Below are 20291 nucleotides of genomic sequence, written 5' to 3'. Positions count from 1 at the left end.
GCGAGCTTGCTCGCGAACCCATAGCGCCGAGCGATTCCGGTTCGCGAGCAAGCTCGCTCCTACAGAAGATAGAGCGGTTTCGCTCAGTGGCCGGGATTGAACTGGCTGGCCAGCTCGCGCAGCACCGCTTCGGCGTCGAGTACCTTGCGCACGGCGTCTTCCGCCTTCTCGCGCGGGATGTCCAGGCGATCCAGCAGGTCCTGCGGAATGTCGGTCTCCGGGCCGCTGCCGATGCCGTGGTTGCGCAGCAGGCGGGTGGCCAGGCAGACCAGGTTGGCGTAGGCCGAGCAGTCGCCGGCGTAGGACGGGTCGTGCTGGAAGCGCAGGGCGGTGTAGATCTCTTCCGGCATGTCCCAGGTGCGCATCAGCCAGGCGCCGATCTGCTCGCGGGTGATACCCAGCAGGTGCTGCTCGACGAGGTTGTGCTCGACGTGCGGGTTCACTTCCAGGTGCCGGCAGATCAGCGAGAAGTGCGGCGGGAAGATGTGCGCCAGGACCAGGTAGCCGATGCTGTGCAGCAGGCCGCCGAGGTAGGTCAGGCCGGCTTCCGGGCGCTCGGCGCGCGGCACGGCGCGGGTCAGTCCCTCGATCACCGCGGCGGTGTAGATCGCCTGGTGCCAGTAGGGCGTGGCGTGCTGCGGCTGGTCCTTGGGCAGGCTCAGGGTCTTGCCCAGGGCCAGGCCGAGAGCCAGGTTGATCACCAGGTCGAAGCCCAGTACGCGGACGATGGCGTCCTCCACCGAGCGGATCTTGCCGGGCGCGGCGTAGTAGGGCGAGGCGGCCCAGCTGACCACCTGCGCGGCCAGTGCCGGATCGGTTTCCACCACGCCGGTGATGTCGTCCACCGTGGCGTTGGGGTCCACGCGCAGCTTGATGATCTTCTGCGCGGTTTCCGGCAGCGGCGGAATCTCGATGGTTTCCTCGAGGCGCTGCTGGATGCGGCGGGCGGTGAACGCCTGCACGGCCTGGGTGATTTCCTTGCGGTCGTCGTCCGGGCGGTCGAGGTTCGGCCGGATCGACTCCAGCGCCACGCCGAAGCGCGCCGCGCTGGCTTTCTCCAGCAGGCTACGGAAGGACGCGGTGGGAATCTCCAGCAGTGTGCCCGGCGTGCCGGACTCGACCAGCAGCTGGGGTTCCTGCAGCAGGCGCTCGTCATACAGGCACGGCGAACTGGTCAGCGGCGGCAGCGCCGGCAGGCGGCCGAGCTGGTGCTTGCCGAGCATGCGCTCCAGGCGGTCAGGCTTGACCGCCACCAGTTTGCGCCCGGTGAGTTCGGCCAGGCGATTCAGGTCCAGTAGCTGGCTTTGCGGGAACAGCACCAGCAGGGTGCCGACGGCATCTTCCAGCAGGCTGGCCTGCACCCGGCGCGTGGCCGGAAGCGTGGTGACATCGCAGACTTCGCGAGACGGTATGCCCAGCTTGGCGAGCAGCTGCAGGATGACCTCGGGGGCCTGCGAGGAGTCGGATGGGGCGCGTGCGGCGTCGCTCATGAATGTGATCCGGTTATCAACGGCTGGGTCGGAGTATAACCACGCAGTCAGCGTGACCGAGCAGTCAACCGACCGATGAAAGTGAAATAGATCACACTTGTCCGTATTGCTGCCCGTGTCTCAGCCAGCGTGCCAGCAACGGGCTGACCGATTGCGGCCAGTGCGCCAGCAGGGCCTGGGCGGCATCGCGCACCGCCGGCAGGAGGTCGGCGTCGCGCATCAGGTCGGCCACCTTGAATTGCAGCAGGCCGGTCTGGCGGGTGCCAAGCATTTCGCCGGGGCCGCGCAGTTCCAGGTCCTTTTCGGCGATGACGAAGCCGTCGCAGGTCTCGCGCATGATGCCCAGGCGCTCGCGGCCGATCTGCGACAGCGGCGGGTGGTAGAGCAGCACGCAGTGGCTCGCCGCGCTGCCCCGGCCGACACGGCCGCGCAGCTGGTGCAGCTGGGCCAGGCCCAGGCGCTCGGGGTTCTCGATGATCATCAGGCTGGCGTTGGGCACGTCCACGCCGACCTCGATCACCGTGGTCGCCACCAGCAACTGCAGCATGCCTTCCTTGAAGGCTTCCATGACCACGGCCTTGTCCGCCGGCTTCATGCGCCCGTGGATCAGGCCCACGCGCAGTTCGCCCAGCGCCGAGGAGAGTTCCTCGTAGGTGGTTTCCGCGGCCTGGCAGGTCAGCTCTTCGGATTCTTCGATCAATGTGCACACCCAGTAGGCCTGGCGGCCTTCTGCGCAGGCGGCGCGCACCCGCTCGATCACTTCGATGCGGCGGCTGTCGGCCACCAGTACGGTGTTCACCGGCGTACGGCCGGGCGGCAGCTCGTCGAGGATCGAGGTGTCCAGGTCGGCGTAGGCGCTCATCGCCAGGGTCCGCGGAATGGGGGTGGCAGTCATGATCAACTGGTGCGGGCAGAGCCGACCGTCGACGCCTTTCTGGCGCAGGGCAAGGCGCTGCTGCACGCCGAAGCGGTGCTGCTCATCGATGATCACCAGGGCCAGGCGCTTGAACTTCACCTCGTCCTGGAACAGCGCATGGGTGCCGACGATCATCGGCGCGCCGCCGGCGATCTGTTCCAGCGCGCTGGCGCGGGCCTTGCCCTTGAGCTTGCCGGCCAGCCAGGCGACTTCGATGCCCAGCGGCTGCAGCCACTTGGTGAAGTTGAGGAAGTGCTGCTCGGCGAGGATCTCGGTGGGCGCCATCAGCGCCACCTGGTAGCCGGCTTCCAGCGCCTGCAGGGCGGCGAGGGCGGCGACCACGGTCTTGCCGGCACCGACGTCACCCTGCACCAGGCGTAGCATGGGTTCGGGCTGGGCGAGGTCGTAGGCGATTTCCGCGCCGACTCGCTGCTGCGCGCCGGTGGGCTTGAAGCCGAGGTTCTTCAGGTACAGCGCTGGCAGCCGCTTGGCCGGCGGCAGCTGCGGCGCGGCCTGGGAGCGCACGCTCTCGCGCAGGCGCTGCAGCGACAGCTGGTGGGTCAGCAGTTCTTCGAAAGCGAGGCGATGCTGGGCCCAGTGGCGGCCTTCGGCGAGTTCTTCCAGGTCGGCGTCCGGCGGTGGCCGGTGCAGGTAGCGGATGGCTTCGTCCAGCGGGCCCAGCCGGTAGTCGCGGGCCAGCTCGGCCGGCAGCCAGTCCGGCAGGCTCGACGGGCCCAGGCGCGCCAGGGTCTGCTCGCTGAGCTGGCGCAGGCGCTGCTGGGTGAGGCCTTCGGTGGTCGGGTAGATCGGCGTCAGCGTCTGCTCCACCGGCGCCGCGGCGGCGTCGGTGAGGGAGCGGTATTCGGGGTGGTAGATCTCCAGGCCCGAAGCGCCGGGGCGCGCTTCGCCGTAGCAACGAAGGTGCGTGCCGCGCTTGAGGTTTTCCTTCTGCGCCTGGCTGAAGTGGTAGAAACGCAAGCTCAGCACGCCAGTCCCGTCCTGCAGGCGCACCAGCAGGCTGCGACGCTTGCCCATCACCACGTCGGCGCCGGAGACCACGCCTTCGACCACCGCATCCTGCCCCGGGCGCAACGCGCCGATGGGAGTGATGCGGGTACGGTCCTGGTAGCGCAGCGGCAGGTGGAAGAGGATGTCCTGGAGGTTCTCCAGGCCGACCTTTGCCAGCTTTTCCTCCAGCGCGGCGCCTACGCCCTTGAGCGCGGTGACCGGGACATTAGACAGATCGGTCATGCCGGCTCGGCTTCACCCTTGACGGTCGGCTTGGCGACCGAACAGAGGCGGATCGAGTCGGCCAGCACCTCGATGGCGCGCGGCCGCGGGAAGCTGGCGCGCCAGGCAATGGCGACGGTGCGGAAGGGCACGGGCGCGCTGAACGGACGCACTTCCAGCACGCCCGGCGCGTAGTGGTGGCTGTCCACGGCAGAGAAGGGCAGCACCGACACGCCCAGGCCGGAGGCGACCATGTGGCGAATGGTTTCCAGCGAGCTGGATTCCACCGTGGTGTGCTTGTTTTCGCTGCCCTTGTGAGTCGTCGGGCAGGCTTCCAGGACCTGGTCGCGGAAGCAGTGGCCCTCGCCGAGCAGCAGCAGGCTCTTGTCGTTGAGCAGTTCCGGGTCGATGGTTTTCTTCGCGGTCCATTGATGGTCCGCCGGCATCAGCACGTAGAAGGGCTCGTCGAACAACTGCAGGGTCAGCACGTCGGCTTCCTGGAACGGCAGGGCGATGATGATCGCGTCCAGTTCGCCGGTGCGCAGCTTGTCGCGCAGGATGTGGGTGAAGTTTTCCTCGATGTACAGCGGCATCTGCGGGGCGACCCGGTGCAGCTGCGGGATCAGGTGCGGGAACAGGTACGGGCCGATGGTGTAGATCGCGCCGACCTTGAGCGGCGAGGTCAGCTGGTTCTTGCCGGCCTGGGCCAGTTCGCGGATGCCCTGGGCCTGTTCCAGCACCTTCTGCGCCTGCGCCACGATGCCTTCGCCGACCGGGGTCAGGCGCACCGCGCTCTTGCTGCGTTCGAAGATCAGTACGCCGAGCTCGTCTTCCAGCTTCTTCACGCCCACCGACAGCGTCGGCTGGCTGACGTGGCAGCGCTCCGCGGCGCGGCCGAAGTGTTGCTCCTGGGCAAGCGTGACGATGTAGCGCAGTTCGGTAAGGGTCATGGCGACTAAGTCCGTTGAGGTGGCCCAAGCATAGCGGCTGCACCGCCGCGAACCAACCGCGCTAAACTGCCGAGCTTTGATTCGCGGAGCCAAGCATGAGCAAGAGCACCTTCCCCAGCCTGATGATCGTCGGTTGTGGCGACGTTGGCAGTCGCCTGGGGCGCCAACTGGCCGCGCGTGACTGGCGTGTCCACGGCCTGCGTCGCACCATCGCCGCACTGCCGCTGGAAGTGCTGCCGGTGGCGGGTGACCTGGGCCAGCTGGAGTGCCCCGATTCCTGGCCGATCGGCAAGCTCGATTACCTGGTGTACTGCGCCGCCGCGACCCAGCACGACGAAGCCGGTTATCGCGCGGCTTACGTCGAAGGCCTGCGCAACACGCTCGGCTGGCTGCAGCAGCGTGGGCAAATGCCCAAGCGCCTGTTGTTCGTCTCCAGCAGCGGCGTTTACGCCCAGCGCGATGGCGAGTGGATCGACGAGACCTCGCCGGCCGAGGCCGAAAGCTATTCCGGCAGCGTGATGCTCGAAGCCGAGCAGGTGGCGCTGCAGAGCGGCATTCCCGCCAGTGTCGTGCGTCTCACCGGCATCTACGGCCCCGGCCGCGAGTGGCTGCTCAAGCAGGTGCGCGAGGGCTACCGCGTCGCCAGCGAGCCACCGCTGTACGCCAACCGCATTCACGCCGAGGACTGTGCCGGCCTGCTGGCGCATCTGCTGGAAGCCGATCGCAATGGTGTTGCTCTGGAGGCCTGCTACCTCGGCGTCGACAACGATCCCGCCGCGTTGCATGACGTGGTCGCCTGGCTGCGCGAGCACCTCGGCGTGACCCACTGGGCCGACGAGCAGACCGTGCGCCGGGCCGGCAGCAAGCGCTGCAGCAACGCCCGCGCCCGTGCGCTGGGCTGGGAGCCGCGCTACCCGAGCTTCCGCGAAGGCTACGCGGCGATCCTCGCCGGCAAGCAGGACTGAGATGGACGCCAACCGGCTGCTGGCGCGCCCCTGGTTGCCGGGGGTGGAGTTGTTCCACGCGGACTTCTCCGGCCAGCCGTTCGGGCGTCATAGCCACGATGCCTTCGCCATCGGCGCCATCCTGCAGGGCGCCGGCGGCTACCAGTGCCGTGGCGCGCACCACGTGCTGCCGGCCGGTACCCTGTCGCTGATGAACCCGGAGGAGCCACATACCGGCAATGCCGAGTCCGAGCGGCTGGTCTATCGCATGCTTTACATCGAGGAGTCGCGCCTGCTCCCGCTGCTGGGCCGCAAGCAGTTGCCGCGCGGCTTCCAGGCGCTCAATCCGCACGATGACGGTCAGGTGGCGGAGGCGCTGCGGCGCGTCGCCACGGAGTTCGAGCGCAACGACGCGTTGGCACTGGAAAGCGAACTGTTGGCGCTGCTGGAGCTGGTATTTGTCCGCCACGGCGGCATGCGCCCGAACGCTTCGGCATCGCGCGATGGCAGCGTCACCGCCAGGTTGCGGGACTACCTGGAGGCGCATTATCGCGAGGCGGTCAGCCTGGAAGCCCTCGCCGCGCTGTTGCAGCGCCATCCGCGCCACCTGATCGAAGCCTTCCGCAACGCCTACGGCGTGCCGCCGCACACCTACCTGCTGCAGCGACGCATCCGCGAGGCCAAGCGCCTGCTGGTGGCCGGCGAGAAGCCGCTGGACGTCGCGCTGGCGCTGGGCTTCTACGACCAGGCGCACTTTGCCGGCACCTTCCGCCGCTTCACCGGCGTCACGCCCGGACGCTTCCTGCACACCACGCGCACCTGACTTTCTTCCAAGACCGGCGACCCCCGACGCTTCCAGACTGCGCGACGCCGCTATCCGGGAGATCGTCATGTTCGCCGCCTTCGCGCTGGTCGCCAGCACCCATTTTGCCGCCCTGCTGTCGCCGGGGCCGGATTTCTTCCTGCTGATCCGCGCCGCTTTGTTGCGCGGCCGCCGTCATGCTGATGGCTGCGCAGCGGGCATCGCCCTGGCCAATCTGGCGAGCATGCTGCTGGTGTTGTTCGTGCTCGGCCTGCTACCTGAAGTGGCCAGCCACGGACTGCGGGTGGTTCAGCTGCTGGGGGGCGCCTACTTTGTCTGGCTCGGCACGCAGGCGCTGCTGGCGCGTCGGGAGCTGAACATTCCCACGGAGCCGGGCGAGCAGCGGAGCGGGGGATTTCTGCGGGGGATGCGCGAAGGCCTGCTGGCCAGCAGCCTGAACCCCAAGCTGCCGATCTTCTACACCGGGCTGTTCGGCGTCCTTGGCCAGTTCCACCTGCCGGCCTGGGCGCTGGGCGCCTGTGTGTTGTGGATGGGCGCGGTGGTGCTGCTGTGGGACATGGCGCTGGTGCGCCTGCTGGATCGCCCGCGCTGGCGCGGCTGGCTGAAGCGCCGGGTCACGGCGCTGGACCGCCTTTGTGGCGGCCTGTTGCTGGCGCTGGGTAGCTGGCTGCTGTGGAGCGGGCTGCGTTGACTGAAGTAGTCGAGCACGCCGGCCCGCCCACACGGATCAGTCGCGCTCAAGGGTCCAGACCTTGTTGCCGGGCGCGTATTGCGGCATCTCGTCGGACTGGGCGCGGTTCACCGCCTCGAACAGCTCCAGCTTGTCGCCGTCACGCTCGAACAGGAACTCGCGGCCCTGCTGGCCTTGTTGCAGCCAGATGCTGTCGTTGTCACCGCTCATGGCGGCGCAGTCGCCGGCCAGGCACAGCGCGTAGCGGTCGAAGCCGGGCATGCCTTCGAGGCTGCCGTTGGCGGCGAACTTGACCTTGCTGCCCTTGCCTTCGCCTTCCTCGATGATCCAGGTGCCGTTCAGGTAGGCGGCGTAGAGGGCGTTCTCGAAGGTGCTGCCGGCCGGGCTCTGCGCGGCGGGCTGCTGCTTGGGACGCAGGAAGCGCTGCTCGGGCCAGTTGTCGCTGCCCACCTGCACCAGCTCCTTGCCGTCCAGCTCCAGGGATTCCTGGTTGCTGCCGTAGAAGTCGACGCGGTAGTGCTTGGGATCTTCGGCGGTCAGCTGGCCTTCGCCGAGCTCGAAGCCGTTGCTGAAGGTGGCCTGGCTGGCCTTGGTGTCCAGCTTCCATTCCAGGTTCGGGCCGTAGGCCAGCAGCGCCTCGCGCAGCTTGCCACCCTTGCCGGCGGCATCGATGGCGGCCTGGTTGACCCAGACGCCGGAAGGGTCGGACGGGGTGCCGGCGCAGCCGGTGAGCAGGCCGATCAGGGCGCTCAGGATCAGGGCGCGACGCATGTTTGCTCCTTGCAGACAAAGGAACGGGGAGAGGGTCTGATGTCGTTTCGCCGTGAGCCGCGTTGCCGCGTCAAATCACGCCAGGCTAGACGCGGGGCGACGGTAATGGCGCTCCCTTACCTAGCCCCGCAACGACGCATGGCGTGATTTGACGCACAACCCGAAGGGACGGGCCGCATTTTGCGCAGCGCTTCGTTACTCATCGTTCATTTGGAATGACCAAACCACACGATTCGCGCCTCGCCCTGCGCAAAATGCGGCTCCGTCGCGGCCACGTCGAAACGACATCAGACCCTCCGAGGGCCCCGTAGGTTTTTCGCAGCGCTTATTCCAGGACGACGATGGCGTCCATCTCGACCTGGGCGCCCTTGGGCAGGGCGGCGACGCCGATGGCGGCGCGGGCCGGGTAGGGCTGGACGAAGTACTTGCCCATGATCTCGTTGACCTTGGCGAAGTGCGACAGGTCGGTGAGGAAGATGTTCAGCTTGGCGACGTCGTGCAGGTAGCCGCCGGACGCTTCGATGACGGCTTTCAGGTTCTCGAAGACCTGGACGGTCTGCTCTTCGAAGCCCTCGACCAGTTCCATGGTTTTCGGGTCCAGCGGGATCTGGCCGGAGACATAGACGGTGTTGCCAGCCTTGATCGCCTGGGAGTAAGTGCCGATGGCGGCCGGGGCTTTGTCGGTGTGGATAACGGTCTTGGTCATGTCGACTCCTAACGGGGTGGGATCAGCTGCGCATGCGGGTGATGCGGATCACGCCCTTGAGCGCGCGCAGCTTCTTGATGACGCGGGCCAGGTGCACACGGTCGTGCACGCTGACGACGAGCTGGACCACGCTGATGCGACCGTCGCGCTCGTCCATGCTGATCTTCTCGATGTTGCCGTCGGCGGCGTTGACGCTGGTCGCCAGCAGGGCGATCAGGCCGCGCTGGTGTTCCAGCTCGACACGCAGTTCGACGTTGAATTCGCCGGTGACATCCTTGGCCCAGCTGAGCTGGATGCACTTTTCCGGATTGTGGCGAATTTCGCTGATGTTCCGGCAGTTCTCCAGGTGCACGACCATGCCCTTGCCGGCGGACAGGTGGCCGACGATCGGGTCGCCCGGGATCGGCGTGCAGCACTTGGCGTAGCTGAGCACCAGGCCTTCGGTACCGCGGATCGCCAGCGGCCCTTCGGCGCTGGGCGCCTGTTCGCCTTCGCTGGACAGCAGGCGGCGCGCGACCACGTAGGCCATGCGGTTGCCCAGGCCGATCTCTTCGAGCAGGTCCTCGAAGACTTCCATGCGGTACTCGTTGAGCACGCCCTGGATGCGCTCCTGCGGGATCTTCTCCAGGTGGCTGTCGAAGCCGGCGAGGGTCTTGTTCAGCAGGCGCTCGCCGAGGTTGATCGACTCGGAGCGGCGCTGCAGCTTGAGCGCGTGGCGGATGTGCGTGCGCGCCTTGCCGGTGACCACGAAGTTGAGCCAGGCCGGGTTCGGCCGGGTGCCCGGCGCGGTGACGATTTCCACTGTCGCACCGCTCTGCAGCGGTTCGGACAGCGGCGCCAGGCGGCGGTTGATACGGCAGGCGATACAGCTGTTGCCGACATCGGTGTGCACCGCGTAGGCGAAGTCGACGGCCGTGGAGCCCTTGGGCAGCTCCATGATGCGGCCCTTGGGCGTGAAGACGTAGACCTCGTCCGGGAACAGGTCGATCTTCACGTTCTCGATGAATTCCAGCGAGTTGCCGGCGCGTTGCTGCAGTTCGAGGATGCCCTTTACCCACTGGCGGGCGCGGGCATGGGTGCCTTTCTGCGCTTCCTCTTCACTGGACTTGTACAGCCAGTGCGCGGCGATGCCGTGGTTGGCCATCTCTTCCATCTCGCGGGTGCGGATCTGGATTTCGATGGGCACGCCGTGCATGCCGAACAGCGTGGTGTGCAACGACTGGTAGCCGTTGGCCTTGGGAATCGCGATGTAGTCCTTGAAGCGGCCGGGGAACGGCTTGTACAGGTTGTGCACGGCGCCGAGCACGCGGTAGCAGGTGTCAACCTTGTCGACCACGATGCGGAAGGCGTAGACGTCCATGATCTCGTTGAACGCCTTGCGCTTGCCGCGCATCTTCTTGTAGATGCTGAACAGGTGCTTCTCGCGGCCCAGGACCTGGCCTTCCATGTTTTCGCGGGCGAGGCAGTTGACCAGCGATTCCTGAATCTTGCCGACGATCTCGCGGCGGTTGCCACGAGCCTTCTTCACGGCCTGGCGGATGCGCTCGGAGCGCATCGGGTGCATGGCCTTGAAGCCCAGGTCCTCGAATTCCACGCGCATGCTGTGCATGCCCAGCCGGTTGGCGATGGGTGCGTAGATTTCCAGGGTTTCCTTGGCGATGCGCCGGCGCTTCTCACCGGACAGCACTTCCAGCGTGCGCATGTTGTGCAGGCGGTCGGCCAGCTTCACCAGGATCACGCGGATGTCGCGCGCCATGGCCATGGCCATCTTCTGGAAGTTCTCGGCCTGCGCCTCGGCCTTGGACTCGAAGTTCATCTGGGTCAGCTTGCTGACCCCATCCACGAGTTCCGAGACGGTCTCGCCGAACTGCGCGGTGAGCGCTTCCTTGGCGATGCCGGTGTCCTCGATCACGTCGTGCAGCATGGCCGCCATCAGGCTCTGATGGTCCATGTGCATGTCGGCGAGGATATTGGCGACGGCGAGCGGATGGGTGACGTAAGCCTCGCCGCTGCGGCGGCGCTGCCCGTCATGGGCCTGCTCGGCGTAGTAGTAGGCGCGGCGGACCAGGTTGACCTGGTCCGGGCCCAGATAGCTCGACAGACGATCGGCGAAGGCATCTATGCTCGGCATGGGTTCACCCCCTGCCGAGCGGTACGTCGCAGTGCACCGATTCGTCGGCCGGACATCGACTTACAGGGCCTCGTTGTTGGCCTCGTCTTCGAAGGCAGCGAACAGCGGTTCTTCTTCAACCACGTCCTCCAGCAGAACGATTTCGTTGTCGATCAGGCCGGAAGCGATTTCACGCAGGGCAACGACGGTGGGCTTGTCGTTTTCCCACGGTACCTTCGGCTCTTTGCCGCCAGTGGCCAGCTGACGCGAACGCTTGGTGGCGAGCATGACCAGCTCGAAACGGTTATCGACGTTGTCCAGGCAGTCTTCAACGGTGACGCGGGCCATGGTGTTCCTCGTTACTAAAATGTAGGCCCGGAAAATGCCGGGCGGACTGGGTAGTCTAAAAAATCGCCAATCTTTATGGAAGTGCCTTCTCTCGGCGACTTCAGGCCAACAGGCGTTGCAGCAGCTCGGTGTGACGTTGCTGCTGGGCATCCTGACGGAGCTGGCGGGCACGGAAGATCGCCTTGAGGTCTTCCAGCGCGTGGGCGAAATCGTCGTTGATCACCAGGTGATCGTATTCCACATAGTGGCTCATTTCGCTGACGGCTTCCTGCATGCGCCGCTCGATCACCTCGTCGCTGTCCTGGCCGCGGTTGGTCAGGCGCTGGCGCAGGGCTTCCTGGGTCGGCGGCAGGATGAAGATCGACTGCGCCTGGGGCATCAGCCGGCGCACCTGCTGCGCGCCCTGCCAGTCGATCTCCAGGATCAGGTCGTTGCCTTCGGCGAGGGTCTTCTCGACCCAGCGCTGGGAGGTGCCGTAGAGGTTGTCGAAGACCTGCGCGTGCTCGAGGAATTCATTGCGCTCGAGCATGGCGCGGAAGGTGTCGTGGCCGACGAAGTGGTAGTTCACCCCGTCCACTTCGCCCGGGCGCATGCCGCGGGTGGTGTGGGAGACGGAGACGCGCACGCTGGGCATGGCGTCGAGCAGGGCCTTGACCAGGCTGGTCTTGCCGGCGCCCGACGGCGCGGAAACGATGTACAGGGTGCCGGACATGGCGCTTTCCTGGAGTTGCGGTGGATGGGGGCCGGATGCGTCCGGCTTACTCGATATTCTGGACCTGTTCGCGCATCTGCTCGATCAGGACCTTGAGGTTGACCGCAGCCTGGGTGGAGCGCGGGTCGAAAGCCTTCGAACCTAAGGTGTTGGCCTCGCGGTTGAGTTCCTGCATCAGGAAGTCCAGGCGCCGACCGGCGGCGCCGCCAGCCTTGAGCACGCGACGTACTTCGGTGACGTGGGTGGTCAGGCGGTCCAGTTCCTCGGCGACGTCGCTCTTCTGCGCCAGCAGGACCATTTCCTGCTCCAGGCGCTGCGGGTCGAGCTCGGCTTTCATCTCGGAGAAGCGGTCGAGCACCTTCTGGCGCTGGTTGGCGAGCATTTCCGGCACCAGCTGGCGCAGGTTCGCCACGTCTTCCTGCATGGCTGTCAGGCGCTCGTCGATGATCTTCGACAGCTCCGCGCCTTCGCGGGCGCGGCCGGCCTTGAGCTCGTCCAGAGCCTGGGTGAAGGCGGCCAGCGCGCTGGCGTTGAGCGCCTGCGGATCGGCGGCGTCGCCCACCAGTACGCCGGGCCAGGCCAGCACGGCCAGCGGGTCGAGCGGGGCGGGATTCCTGATCAGGTCGGCGACGGCCTCGGCGGCGGCGACCAGTTGCGCGGCGCGCTCGCGGTCGACCTGCAGCGCCTTGCCGGCGTTTTCCTCGTTGAAGCGCAGGGTGCATTCCACCTTGCCGCGCGACAGGCCCTGGCGCAGCGCCTCGCGCACCGCGCCTTCGAGGTCGCGGAAGGCTTCGGGCAGGCGCAGGTTGGGTTCGAGGTAGCGGTGGTTGACCGAGCGCAGCTCCCAGCTCAGGGTTCCATGGGTGCTGGCGCGCTCGACGCGGGCGAAGGCGGTCATGCTGTGGACCATGGAGTCACCTCTCTGAATGGGCTGGAAAAACGGCCGACAGGTCGTCGGAAACCGGCAATTGTACCCCAGCGTAGCGCGCCGCAGCACGCCGGCGGTGGTTGCGCCCGTCCGCTGGCCTCTATAATGGCGGACATTCCCCCGCCAGTAATCTGTACAGGATGCCTCCATGAACCGTCCCAGTGGCCGCGCCGCCGACCAACTGCGCCCGATCCGTATCACCCGCCATTACACCAAGCACGCCGAGGGCTCCGTGCTGGTCGAGTTCGGCGACACCAAGGTGATCTGCACCGTCAGCGCCGAATCCGGTGTGCCGCGCTTCCTCAAGGGCCAGGGCCAGGGCTGGCTGACCGCCGAATACGGCATGCTGCCGCGTTCCACCGGCGAGCGTAACCAGCGTGAAGCCGCGCGCGGCAAGCAGGGTGGCCGCACCCTGGAAATCCAGCGCCTGATCGGCCGATCCCTGCGCGCTGCGCTGGACCTGTCCAAGCTGGGCGAGAACACCCTGTACATCGACTGCGATGTGATCCAGGCCGATGGCGGCACCCGCACCGCTTCCATCACCGGCGCCACCGTGGCGCTGATCGACGCCCTGGCCGTGCTGAAGAAGCGTGGCGCGCTCAAGGGCAACCCGCTCAAGCAGATGGTCGCTGCCGTTTCCGTGGGCATGTACCAGGGCGAGCCGGTGCTGGACCTGGACTACCTGGAAGATTCCGCCGCCGAGACCGACCTGAACGTGGTCATGACCGATGCCGGCGGCTTCATCGAAGTCCAGGGCACCGCCGAGGGCGCGCCCTTCCAGCCGGCCGAGCTGAATGCCATGCTGGAGCTGGCGCAGCAGGGCCTGCGCGAACTGTTCGAACTGCAGCGCGCCGCGCTGGCGGACTGATCCGCACTCGATACCCAACGGCAAGGAGCGAAAGGATGAGCGACGAAGTACCGGTACAGCAGGTTCAGCCGAGCCAGGAAGCCCGCCAGTGGGCGATGTTCTGCCACTTCGCCGCCTTCCTCGGCTTCATCTTCCCCTTCGGAAACCTGCTCGGGCCGCTGATCGTCTGGCAGATCAAGCGTGAATCGGACCCGTTCGTGGACCGCCAGGGCAAGGAAGCGCTGAACTTCCAGATCACCGTGAGCCTCGCGGTCGTGGTCAGCTGCCTGCTGATGCTGGTGGTGATTGGCTTCTTCCTGCTGGGGCTGGTGAGCATCGGCGCGCTGGTGCTCACCATCATCGCCGGGATCAAGGCCAACGAAGGGCTGGATTATCGCTATCCCTTCACCTGGCGCCCGCTCAAGTAGGCGCTGGGCTCCAGGTACGAAAAAGCCGGCTCGAAGCCGGCTTTTTTCTGTCCGCCTTGCGACGGCACGACAGGACTCAGATGCTCAGGGTCCAGTCGTAATCGACGATCAGCGGCGCATGCTGGGAGAAGCGCGGCTGGCGCGGCAGCTTGGCGCTGCGCACGAAGCGGCGCAGACCCGGCGTGAGGATCTGATAGTCGAAGCGCCAGCCCAGGTTGAGCAGGTCGGCCTGCTCGCTGTCCGGCCACCAGCTGTACTGGTCGCCTTCGCGGTTGACCTCGCGCAGGGCGTCGACGTAGCCCATGGTGCCGAAGATCTCATCCATCCAGCCACGCTCCGGCGCCATGAAGCCCGGCGATTGCTGGCATTCGCGCCAGTTCTTCACGTCCAGCTTCTGGTGCGCGACGTACAGCGAGCCGCAATAGATGTATTCGCGGCGCTTGCGGCGCTGCTTGTTCATGTACTGGGCGAAATCGTCCATGAACTTGAACTTGTGGTTCAGGTTCTCGTCCCCTTCCTGCCCGGTAGGCAGCAGGAGAGTGGCGATACTCACCTTATCGAAATCGGCTTGCAGGTAGCGCCCGTAACGATCGGCCATCTCGAAACCCAGGCCGCTTATGACAGCCTTGGGTTGCAGACGACTATAGATTGCGACGCCGCCCTGACTGGGCACTTCGGCATCGCAGGCGTACAGGAAGTAGCCATCCAGTTGGTAGGATGGGTCATCCAGATCGAAAGCGGAGGCGCGGGTATCCTGCAAGCAGATCACGTCGGCATTCTGGGCTTGCAGCCAACTGAGCAAACCACGCTCGGCTGCAGCCTGAATACCATTCACGTTCACACTGATGATCCGCATAAATGGCCCCCAAAATCACGTGTGTGTATGATACCCGAGCTCAAACGGTTTAGCTAAATTCATACCGGCCGGTTCTCTCCCATGCAGCCATATCAACGCGATTTCATCCGCTTCGCCATCGAGCGCGGCGTTCTTCGTTTCGGCGAATTCACCCTCAAGTCCGGGCGCACCAGTCCGTACTTCTTCAATGCCGGGCTGTTCAACACCGGCGTTGCGCTGTCCCAGCTGGGTCGTTTCTACGCCAGCGCGGTAGTCGACAGCGGCATACCTTTCGACGTGTTGTTCGGCCCGGCCTATAAAGGAATCCCGCTGGCGGCCGCTACAGCCATTGCGCTGGCGGAGCAGCACGGCCGCGACCTGCCCTGGTGCTTCAACCGCAAGGAAGCCAAGGACCATGGCGAAGGTGGCACGCTGGTCGGCGCGCCGCTGACCGGCCGCGCGCTGATCATCGATGACGTGATCACCGCCGGCACTGCGATCCGCGAGGTCATGCAGATCATCGACGCGCAGGGGGCCCAGGCCGCCGGCGTGCTGATCGCGCTGAACCGCCAGGAGCGCGGCAAGGGCGAGCTGTCGGCGATCCAGGAAGTTGAACGGGACTTCTCGATCCCGGTCGTAAGCATTGTCTCGTTGGAGCAGGTGCTGGAGTATCTGGCCGGTGACGGGCAGCTCAAGCAGCATCTCGCGGCCGTCGAGGCCTATCGGGCGCAGTACGGTATCTAACCGGAACAAGGGTGTCGGGCATGGCCAAGCAGGGTGCTTACCGCTACAGGGTGTTGATGGGGCTTCTGGGGGGCATGCTCGCAGGCCAGGTGATCGCTGCCGGCAAACCGGTCGCCAGTCCCGGCGGTGCGGTCGAGATGTACCGTTACGTCGATGACCGGGGCATTACCGTCATCGACCGGCTGGGCGTACCGCCGCAGTACATCGGCAAGGGCTACCAGGTGCTCAACGACCAGGGTCGGGTGATCCGTGAAGTGCCGCCAGCGCCGACCGCTGCCGAGATCGAGCAGCGCAAGGCGGATGCCGCGCGCGCCAGTTCCGACCAGCAACTGATGCGCATGTACACCAGCGTGGAGGACGTCGACCGTGCCCGCGATCGCAAGCTGGCCGAGCTCGACGGGCTGGCCAGCGTGGCCAAGGGCAACCTGCAGTCGCTGAAGACGCAGCAGGCCAACCTGCAGGCCCGCGCCGCCGATCAGGAACGCGCCGGGCGCCAGGTGCCGGATGACCTGGTCGCGCAACTGAGCAACCTGCGCAGCGATGAGCAACGCCTCCAGCAGGACATCGCCCGCTATCAGCAGCTGCGCACTCAGGCGCAGAACAGCTTCGCCGCCGACCGGGCACGTTTCGCCCAGATATCCGGCGGCAACTGAGGCAGACGTTCGCCGCGCTTACTGTTGCGGCGAGACGCGCTCGAATTCGTTGATCTTCCCGCGCAGCCAGTCCGGCAGGGGCTGGCTCGTCCGGTCTTCGCCGGCATAGGCGTAGATCAGCTCCCCCAGCGTCAGCAGGGTTTCATCACACCAGATCGACACCTGGAAGGTCAGGCTGCTGCGGCCCAGTCGACTGACGCGCACGCCCAGTTCCAGCCAGTCGTCGAAGCGCGCGGGCGCCAGGTATTCCAGGGTGGTCTTCACCGCGAACAGGTCGCCGCCGCCGCGCAGCAGGTCAGCCGGGTAGCTCACGCCCAGGTGGCGGTAGTACTCGGTGGTGGCGACATCGGCATAGGTCAGGTAGTTGCCGTTGAAGACGATGCCCTGCGGGTCGACCTCCGACCAGCGCACGCGCAGACCGTGGAAGAAACTGAAGTCGTTGCGGGAAACGGGGGACGCGGCCATGCAAAATCTCCTGAAGACCTGTTCGAGGCAGGACGTCCATCAGGCTGAAGCGGCCTCGAACAGACAGAAAAACACCCGCGAGGATCGCTCCTGGCGGGTGTCCCTTGATCAGCGCTGCTTGCGATTGGTGATCAGGGTGCCGACGCCGCTGTCGGTGAAGATTTCCAGCAGCACGGCGTTGGGGACGCGGCCATCGATGATGTGCGCGCTGGTCACCCCGCCTTGCACCGCTTCCAGGGCGCAGCGGATCTTCGGCAGCATGCCGCCGTAGATGGTGCCGTCGGCGATCAGTTCGTTGACCTGCTCGGTGGTCAGGCCGGTGAGGACCTGGCCCTGCTTGTCCATCAGGCCGGCGATGTTGGTGAGCAGCATCAGCTTCTCGGCCTTCAGCGCCTCGGCCACCTTGCCGGCCACGAGGTCGGCATTGATGTTGTAGGACTCGCCATTGGCGCCCACGCCGATCGGTGCGATGACCGGAATGAAGTCGCCCTGTACCAGCATGTTCAGCAGGTCGACGTTGACCCCGGTGACTTCGCCCACGTGGCCGATGTCGATGATTTCCGGCTTGGTCATCTCCGGCGTCTGGCGGGTGACGGTGAGCTTCTTCGCACGAATCAGCTCGGCGTCTTTCCCGGTCAGGCCGATGGCGCTGCCGCCGTGACGGTTGATCAGGTTGACGATGTCCTTGTTCACCTGGCCGCCGAGGACCATCTCCACCACGTCCATGGTCTGCGCGTCGGTGACGCGCATGCCATCGATGAAGTGGCTCTCGATCGACAGGCGGCTGAGCAGGTCGCCGATCTGCGGACCACCCCCATGGACCACCACCGGGTTGATGCCGACGGCTTTCATCAGCACCACGTCGCGGGCGAAGCTGTTCTTCAGCTCGTCCGTTTCCATGGCGTTGCCGCCGTACTTGATCACCAGCGTCTTGCCGACGAAACGGCGGATATAGGGCAGGGCTTCGGCAAGGACGCGGGCAACCTGGGCAGCGTCATCGCGGCTCTGGGTCATGGTGGGCTCCGGCATAGTGCTACAGGGTCAGAAGGGCAGGCTGAGGGCGGGGTCGACCGCTTTCAGCTGGGTGCGGAACACTTCCTTGATGCGTTCCAGTTCTTCCTGGGAATCCGCCTCGAAACGCAGGACCAGCACCGGAGTGGTGTTGGACGCGCGAACCAGGCCCCAGCCTTTGGGGTAATCCACACGCACGCCGTCGAGGGTGGTGAGGTTGGCTTCACCCCACTGGCCGCGGGCCTGCAGTGCCTCGATCAGGGCGAACTTGCCCTCATCGGTGACGGTGATGTTGATTTCCGGGGTGGAGATGTCCATCGGGAACGCGGAGAACACGCGCTCGGCGTCGCGCTTGTCCAGGCTGATGATTTCCAGCAGGCGCGCGGCGCTGTAGATGCCGTCGTCGAAGCCGTACCAGCGTTCCTTGAAGAAGATGTGGCCGCTCATCTCGCCGGCGAGCAGGGCGCCGGTTTCCTTCATCTTCTTCTTGATCAGCGAGTGGCCGGTCTTCCACATTACCGGACGGCCGCCGTAGCCGCTGATCAGCGAGATCAGGCGACGGGTGCATTTGACGTCGAAGATGATGTCGGCGCCCGGGTTGCGCGAGACCACGTCCTTGGCGAACAGCATCAGCAGGCGGTCGGGGTAGATGATGGTGCCTTCGTTGGTCACCACGCCCACGCGGTCGCCGTCGCCGTCGAAGGCCAGGCCGAGGTCGGCGCCGGTCTCTTTCACCTTGGCGATCAGGTCTTCCAGGTTCTCCGGCTTGCCCGGGTCCGGGTGGTGGTTGGGGAAGGTGCCGTCGACGTCGCAGTACAGCGGGATCACGGTGCAGCCCAGGGCTTCGATCAGCTGCGGGGCGATCACGCCGGCTACGCCGTTGCCGCAGTCCACCACCACTTTCAGCGGCTTGGCCAGGGCGATGTCGTCGCGGATCTGCTGGAAGTAGCGCGGCAGGATGTCGACCTGCTGCACGCTGCCCACGCCGGAGGCGAGGTCGCCATTCTGGATGCGCTCGCGCAGGGCCTGGATCTGCTCGTTGGCCAGGGTCTCGCCGGCGACGACGATCTTGAAGCCGTTGTAGTCCGGCGGGTTGTGGCTGCCGGTGAGCATCACGCCCGACTTGCCTTCCAGGACGTTGGCCGCGTAGTACAGGACCGGAGTCGGTACCATGCCGACGTCGGTGACCTGGCAGCCGCAGTCGAGCAGGCCCTGGATGAGGTGCTGGACCAGTTCGGGGCCGGACAGGCGGCCGTCGCGGCCCACGGAGACGCACGGCTCGCCGCGCGCAAGGCTTTCGGAACCGATCGCACGGCCGACCCAGTAGGCCGTCTCGGTGGTCAGGGTGTCGCCGACCACGCCACGGATGTCGTAGGCGCGGAAGATGCTGGCGGGCAGCTGCGGGGCTTTAGGCGTGCTCATAGCGGTTGTTTGCTCCAATCCCAGGAGATCCTGGTCTTCATCAAGAATGTCGATGTCCAGAATGTCGGTGTTCTGGAATAGCGGATCGACCAATGGTGTTTCGGTGGCAGCGGCCGGGGCGCTGGCAGCGGCGACAACCGGAACCGGCTGGACGGCGGCTGCAGGCGCGGCGGGGGCGCTGGCACCAGGTGTTTCGGTCTTGCGGCGCGGCTGACGGGCCAGCGCCTGAGCCAGTGCCTGCAGGCTCGGCAGGCTCAGCTCAGGAGCTTTGGCAGTGCGTTGGCCGGCGAGTTCCTGAATGAACTGCCCCAGGGCCTGGGCATCCTTGCTGACCCGGCGCTGCATCGCACTTTGCGCAAGATAGAGGCCGAGCAGGCCGCCCACCAGTGCCAGTAGCGCGGCGATACCCAGCATGGTTTGCGAGTACAGCGGATTGGTGATGGTCGGGCCGGGGGTGAAGCTCAGCTTCCAGTTCGGGTTGCCGCTGGCGATGCTGAGCGGCGCACCCTCACTGGCCTGGCCACGCTGCAGCAATACCTGCGCCGGCGAGTTGCCGAACTGCTGGGAAAGCTGCAGCTGGCCGATATCGGCAGACATCGGCGGCAGGCTGCCGAGCAGGCGCTGCAGGTCGACGACCAGCAGCAGCGAACCCTGGATCAAATTGTCCGCGCCACGCAAGGCGGTGGGGCTGTAGACCAGCCAGCGGGTGCCGACCTTGTAGGCTTCCGGCGCCACGGCCTGGCCGCTTTCGACGCGGTGCAGCATGTCCAGCGCGGCATAGTTGAGCGGGCCGGGGCGGGACGTGTCCTGAACGGCCTGGCCGCTGGCGTTCAGGTGAACGTCCACCAGCCCGTCGAGATGGCCTTGGGCCAGTGCCTTCTCCAGCGCGGCGATGCGCGTCGGATCATTGCTCTGCAAGGTTGGCAGCAATTGCGAGTTGCTCGCCATGGCGCGGCTGTCCGCGGCCAGCAGGCTGAGCGACTGGCGCAGCGCGCCGGCCTGGCTTTCCGACCAGGCGCTGCTCAGTTGTGCGATGTGAGCCTTGTCCGCCTGACCGAACAGGCTGAACCACAGCAGCGCGCCGGCCGCCGCCACGCCGCCGACGGTGAGGACCAGGGCGGGCAGCAGTGGCTTGAGGTCGACCTTGGCCGCCGGCCCCTTGACGGGCTTCTCCGCCGGCACGAGTTCCGGCAGTTCGGCGCTGTCCTTGGCAGTGCGTTGGAAAAGTTTCATGCAACGTCTCCTCGGCGATTCATCCTGAAAAGAG

20 protein-coding genes are annotated in these 20291 nt (G+C 66.1%); 7 read left to right on the top strand and 13 right to left on the bottom strand.

Going from position 1 to position 20291, the window contains the following annotated elements:
* Positions 1-83: 83 nt before the first annotated feature.
* The 3 genes from UB43_RS27300 to UB43_RS27290 form a co-directional block, all read right to left on the bottom strand.
* Entirely contained in the window at positions 84-1490 is a 1407-nt protein-coding gene (locus UB43_RS27300; protein WP_045217725.1) for an aminoacyl-tRNA deacylase and HDOD domain-containing protein, read from the bottom strand.
* Between the two features lie 91 nt (positions 1491-1581).
* Positions 1582-3657 carry an ATP-dependent DNA helicase RecG gene (gene recG / locus UB43_RS27295; RefSeq protein ID WP_045217723.1) on the bottom strand — a complete coding sequence of 692 codons (2076 nt, stop codon included), beginning with the start codon at positions 3655-3657 and terminating at the stop codon, positions 1582-1584.
* A complete protein-coding gene (locus UB43_RS27290) occupies positions 3654-4586 on the bottom strand; it encodes a hydrogen peroxide-inducible genes activator (protein ID WP_037016754.1) in 933 nt (310 codons plus the stop codon). The genes recG and UB43_RS27290 overlap by 4 nt, the downstream gene beginning before the upstream one ends.
* A gap of 95 nt (positions 4587-4681) precedes the next feature.
* On the opposite strand from UB43_RS27290, the gene UB43_RS27285 reads away from it, so the two are divergent.
* The 3 genes from UB43_RS27285 (at position 4682) to UB43_RS27275 (ending at position 7044) form a co-directional block, all read left to right on the top strand.
* Positions 4682-5551 carry an NAD-dependent epimerase/dehydratase family protein gene (locus UB43_RS27285; RefSeq protein WP_045217720.1) on the top strand — a complete coding sequence of 290 codons (870 nt, stop codon included), beginning with the start codon at positions 4682-4684 and terminating at the stop codon, positions 5549-5551.
* A gap of 1 nt (position 5552) precedes the next feature.
* Entirely contained in the window at positions 5553-6353 is an 801-nt protein-coding gene (locus UB43_RS27280) for an AraC family transcriptional regulator (protein ID WP_045217718.1), read from the top strand.
* Between the two features lie 67 nt (positions 6354-6420).
* Complete coding sequence (locus UB43_RS27275; protein ID WP_045217716.1) at positions 6421-7044, top strand: LysE family translocator; 624 nt, start codon at positions 6421-6423, stop codon at positions 7042-7044.
* A 36-nt stretch (positions 7045-7080) separates the two neighbouring features.
* Here the strand turns inward: UB43_RS27275 and UB43_RS27270 are convergent, their stop codons facing one another.
* From UB43_RS27270 to UB43_RS27245, 6 genes are all read right to left on the bottom strand, one after another.
* Positions 7081-7815, bottom strand: coding sequence for a hypothetical protein (locus tag UB43_RS27270; RefSeq protein WP_045217714.1), 735 nt, complete (start codon positions 7813-7815; stop codon positions 7081-7083).
* Positions 7816-8140: 325 nt separating this feature from the next.
* A complete protein-coding gene (locus tag UB43_RS27265; protein WP_017520704.1) occupies positions 8141-8521 on the bottom strand; it encodes a RidA family protein in 381 nt (126 codons plus the stop codon).
* Positions 8522-8543: 22 nt separating this feature from the next.
* Positions 8544-10652 carry a bifunctional GTP diphosphokinase/guanosine-3',5'-bis pyrophosphate 3'-pyrophosphohydrolase gene (gene spoT, locus UB43_RS27260; RefSeq protein ID WP_045217711.1) on the bottom strand — a complete coding sequence of 703 codons (2109 nt, stop codon included), beginning with the start codon at positions 10650-10652 and terminating at the stop codon, positions 8544-8546.
* 60 nt (positions 10653-10712) lie between these two features.
* Positions 10713-10979, bottom strand: a complete 267-nt coding sequence (gene rpoZ, locus UB43_RS27255; protein WP_045217709.1) for a DNA-directed RNA polymerase subunit omega — start codon at positions 10977-10979, stop codon at positions 10713-10715.
* A gap of 100 nt (positions 10980-11079) precedes the next feature.
* Positions 11080-11691 (bottom strand): guanylate kinase, encoded by a 612-nt coding sequence (gene gmk / locus UB43_RS27250; protein WP_045217706.1) that lies wholly within the window; start codon positions 11689-11691, stop codon positions 11080-11082.
* 46 nt (positions 11692-11737) lie between these two features.
* A complete protein-coding gene (locus UB43_RS27245) occupies positions 11738-12601 on the bottom strand; it encodes a YicC/YloC family endoribonuclease (protein ID WP_045217704.1) in 864 nt (287 codons plus the stop codon).
* A gap of 166 nt (positions 12602-12767) precedes the next feature.
* Between UB43_RS27245 and rph the strand changes: the two genes are divergently transcribed.
* Together rph and UB43_RS27235 are read left to right on the top strand one after the other, a co-directional pair.
* Positions 12768-13487: a ribonuclease PH gene (gene rph, locus UB43_RS27240; protein ID WP_015479557.1), complete on the top strand. Its 720-nt coding sequence runs from the start codon at positions 12768-12770 to the stop codon at positions 13485-13487.
* A 35-nt stretch (positions 13488-13522) separates the two neighbouring features.
* Positions 13523-13894 (top strand): DUF4870 domain-containing protein, encoded by a 372-nt coding sequence (locus UB43_RS27235; protein ID WP_045217702.1) that lies wholly within the window; start codon positions 13523-13525, stop codon positions 13892-13894.
* A gap of 76 nt (positions 13895-13970) precedes the next feature.
* Here UB43_RS27235 and UB43_RS27230 read toward each other — a convergent pair whose 3' ends face one another.
* Positions 13971-14750 (bottom strand): exodeoxyribonuclease III, encoded by a 780-nt coding sequence (locus UB43_RS27230; RefSeq protein ID WP_045217700.1) that lies wholly within the window; start codon positions 14748-14750, stop codon positions 13971-13973.
* Positions 14751-14831: 81 nt separating this feature from the next.
* On the opposite strand from UB43_RS27230, the gene pyrE reads away from it, so the two are divergent.
* A complete protein-coding gene (pyrE, locus tag UB43_RS27225; protein ID WP_045217699.1) occupies positions 14832-15473 on the top strand; it encodes an orotate phosphoribosyltransferase in 642 nt (213 codons plus the stop codon).
* A gap of 74 nt (positions 15474-15547) precedes the next feature.
* Positions 15548-16126: a hypothetical protein gene (locus UB43_RS27220; RefSeq protein WP_045217759.1), complete on the top strand. Its 579-nt coding sequence runs from the start codon at positions 15548-15550 to the stop codon at positions 16124-16126.
* A gap of 18 nt (positions 16127-16144) precedes the next feature.
* On the opposite strand, the gene UB43_RS27215 is transcribed toward UB43_RS27220, so the two are convergent.
* From UB43_RS27215 to UB43_RS27205, 3 genes are all read right to left on the bottom strand, one after another.
* Positions 16145-16591, bottom strand: a complete 447-nt coding sequence (locus tag UB43_RS27215; protein ID WP_045217698.1) for a thioesterase family protein — start codon at positions 16589-16591, stop codon at positions 16145-16147.
* A 108-nt stretch (positions 16592-16699) separates the two neighbouring features.
* The gene (argB, locus tag UB43_RS27210; protein ID WP_024762065.1) at positions 16700-17605 is read right to left on the bottom strand and encodes an acetylglutamate kinase; all 906 of its coding nucleotides are present in this window, start codon (positions 17603-17605) and stop codon (positions 16700-16702) included.
* Positions 17606-17632: 27 nt separating this feature from the next.
* Positions 17633-20257 carry a phosphomannomutase/phosphoglucomutase gene (locus tag UB43_RS27205; RefSeq protein WP_045217696.1) on the bottom strand — a complete coding sequence of 875 codons (2625 nt, stop codon included), beginning with the start codon at positions 20255-20257 and terminating at the stop codon, positions 17633-17635.
* Between the last annotated feature and the right edge of the window lie 34 nt (positions 20258-20291).

Origin of the sequence: Pseudomonas sp. 21 (assembly GCF_000955805.1) — a bacterium.
Classification (GTDB): domain Bacteria; phylum Pseudomonadota; class Gammaproteobacteria; order Pseudomonadales; family Pseudomonadaceae; genus Pseudomonas.
This window is presented reverse-complemented; position numbering and strand designations above follow the sequence as displayed.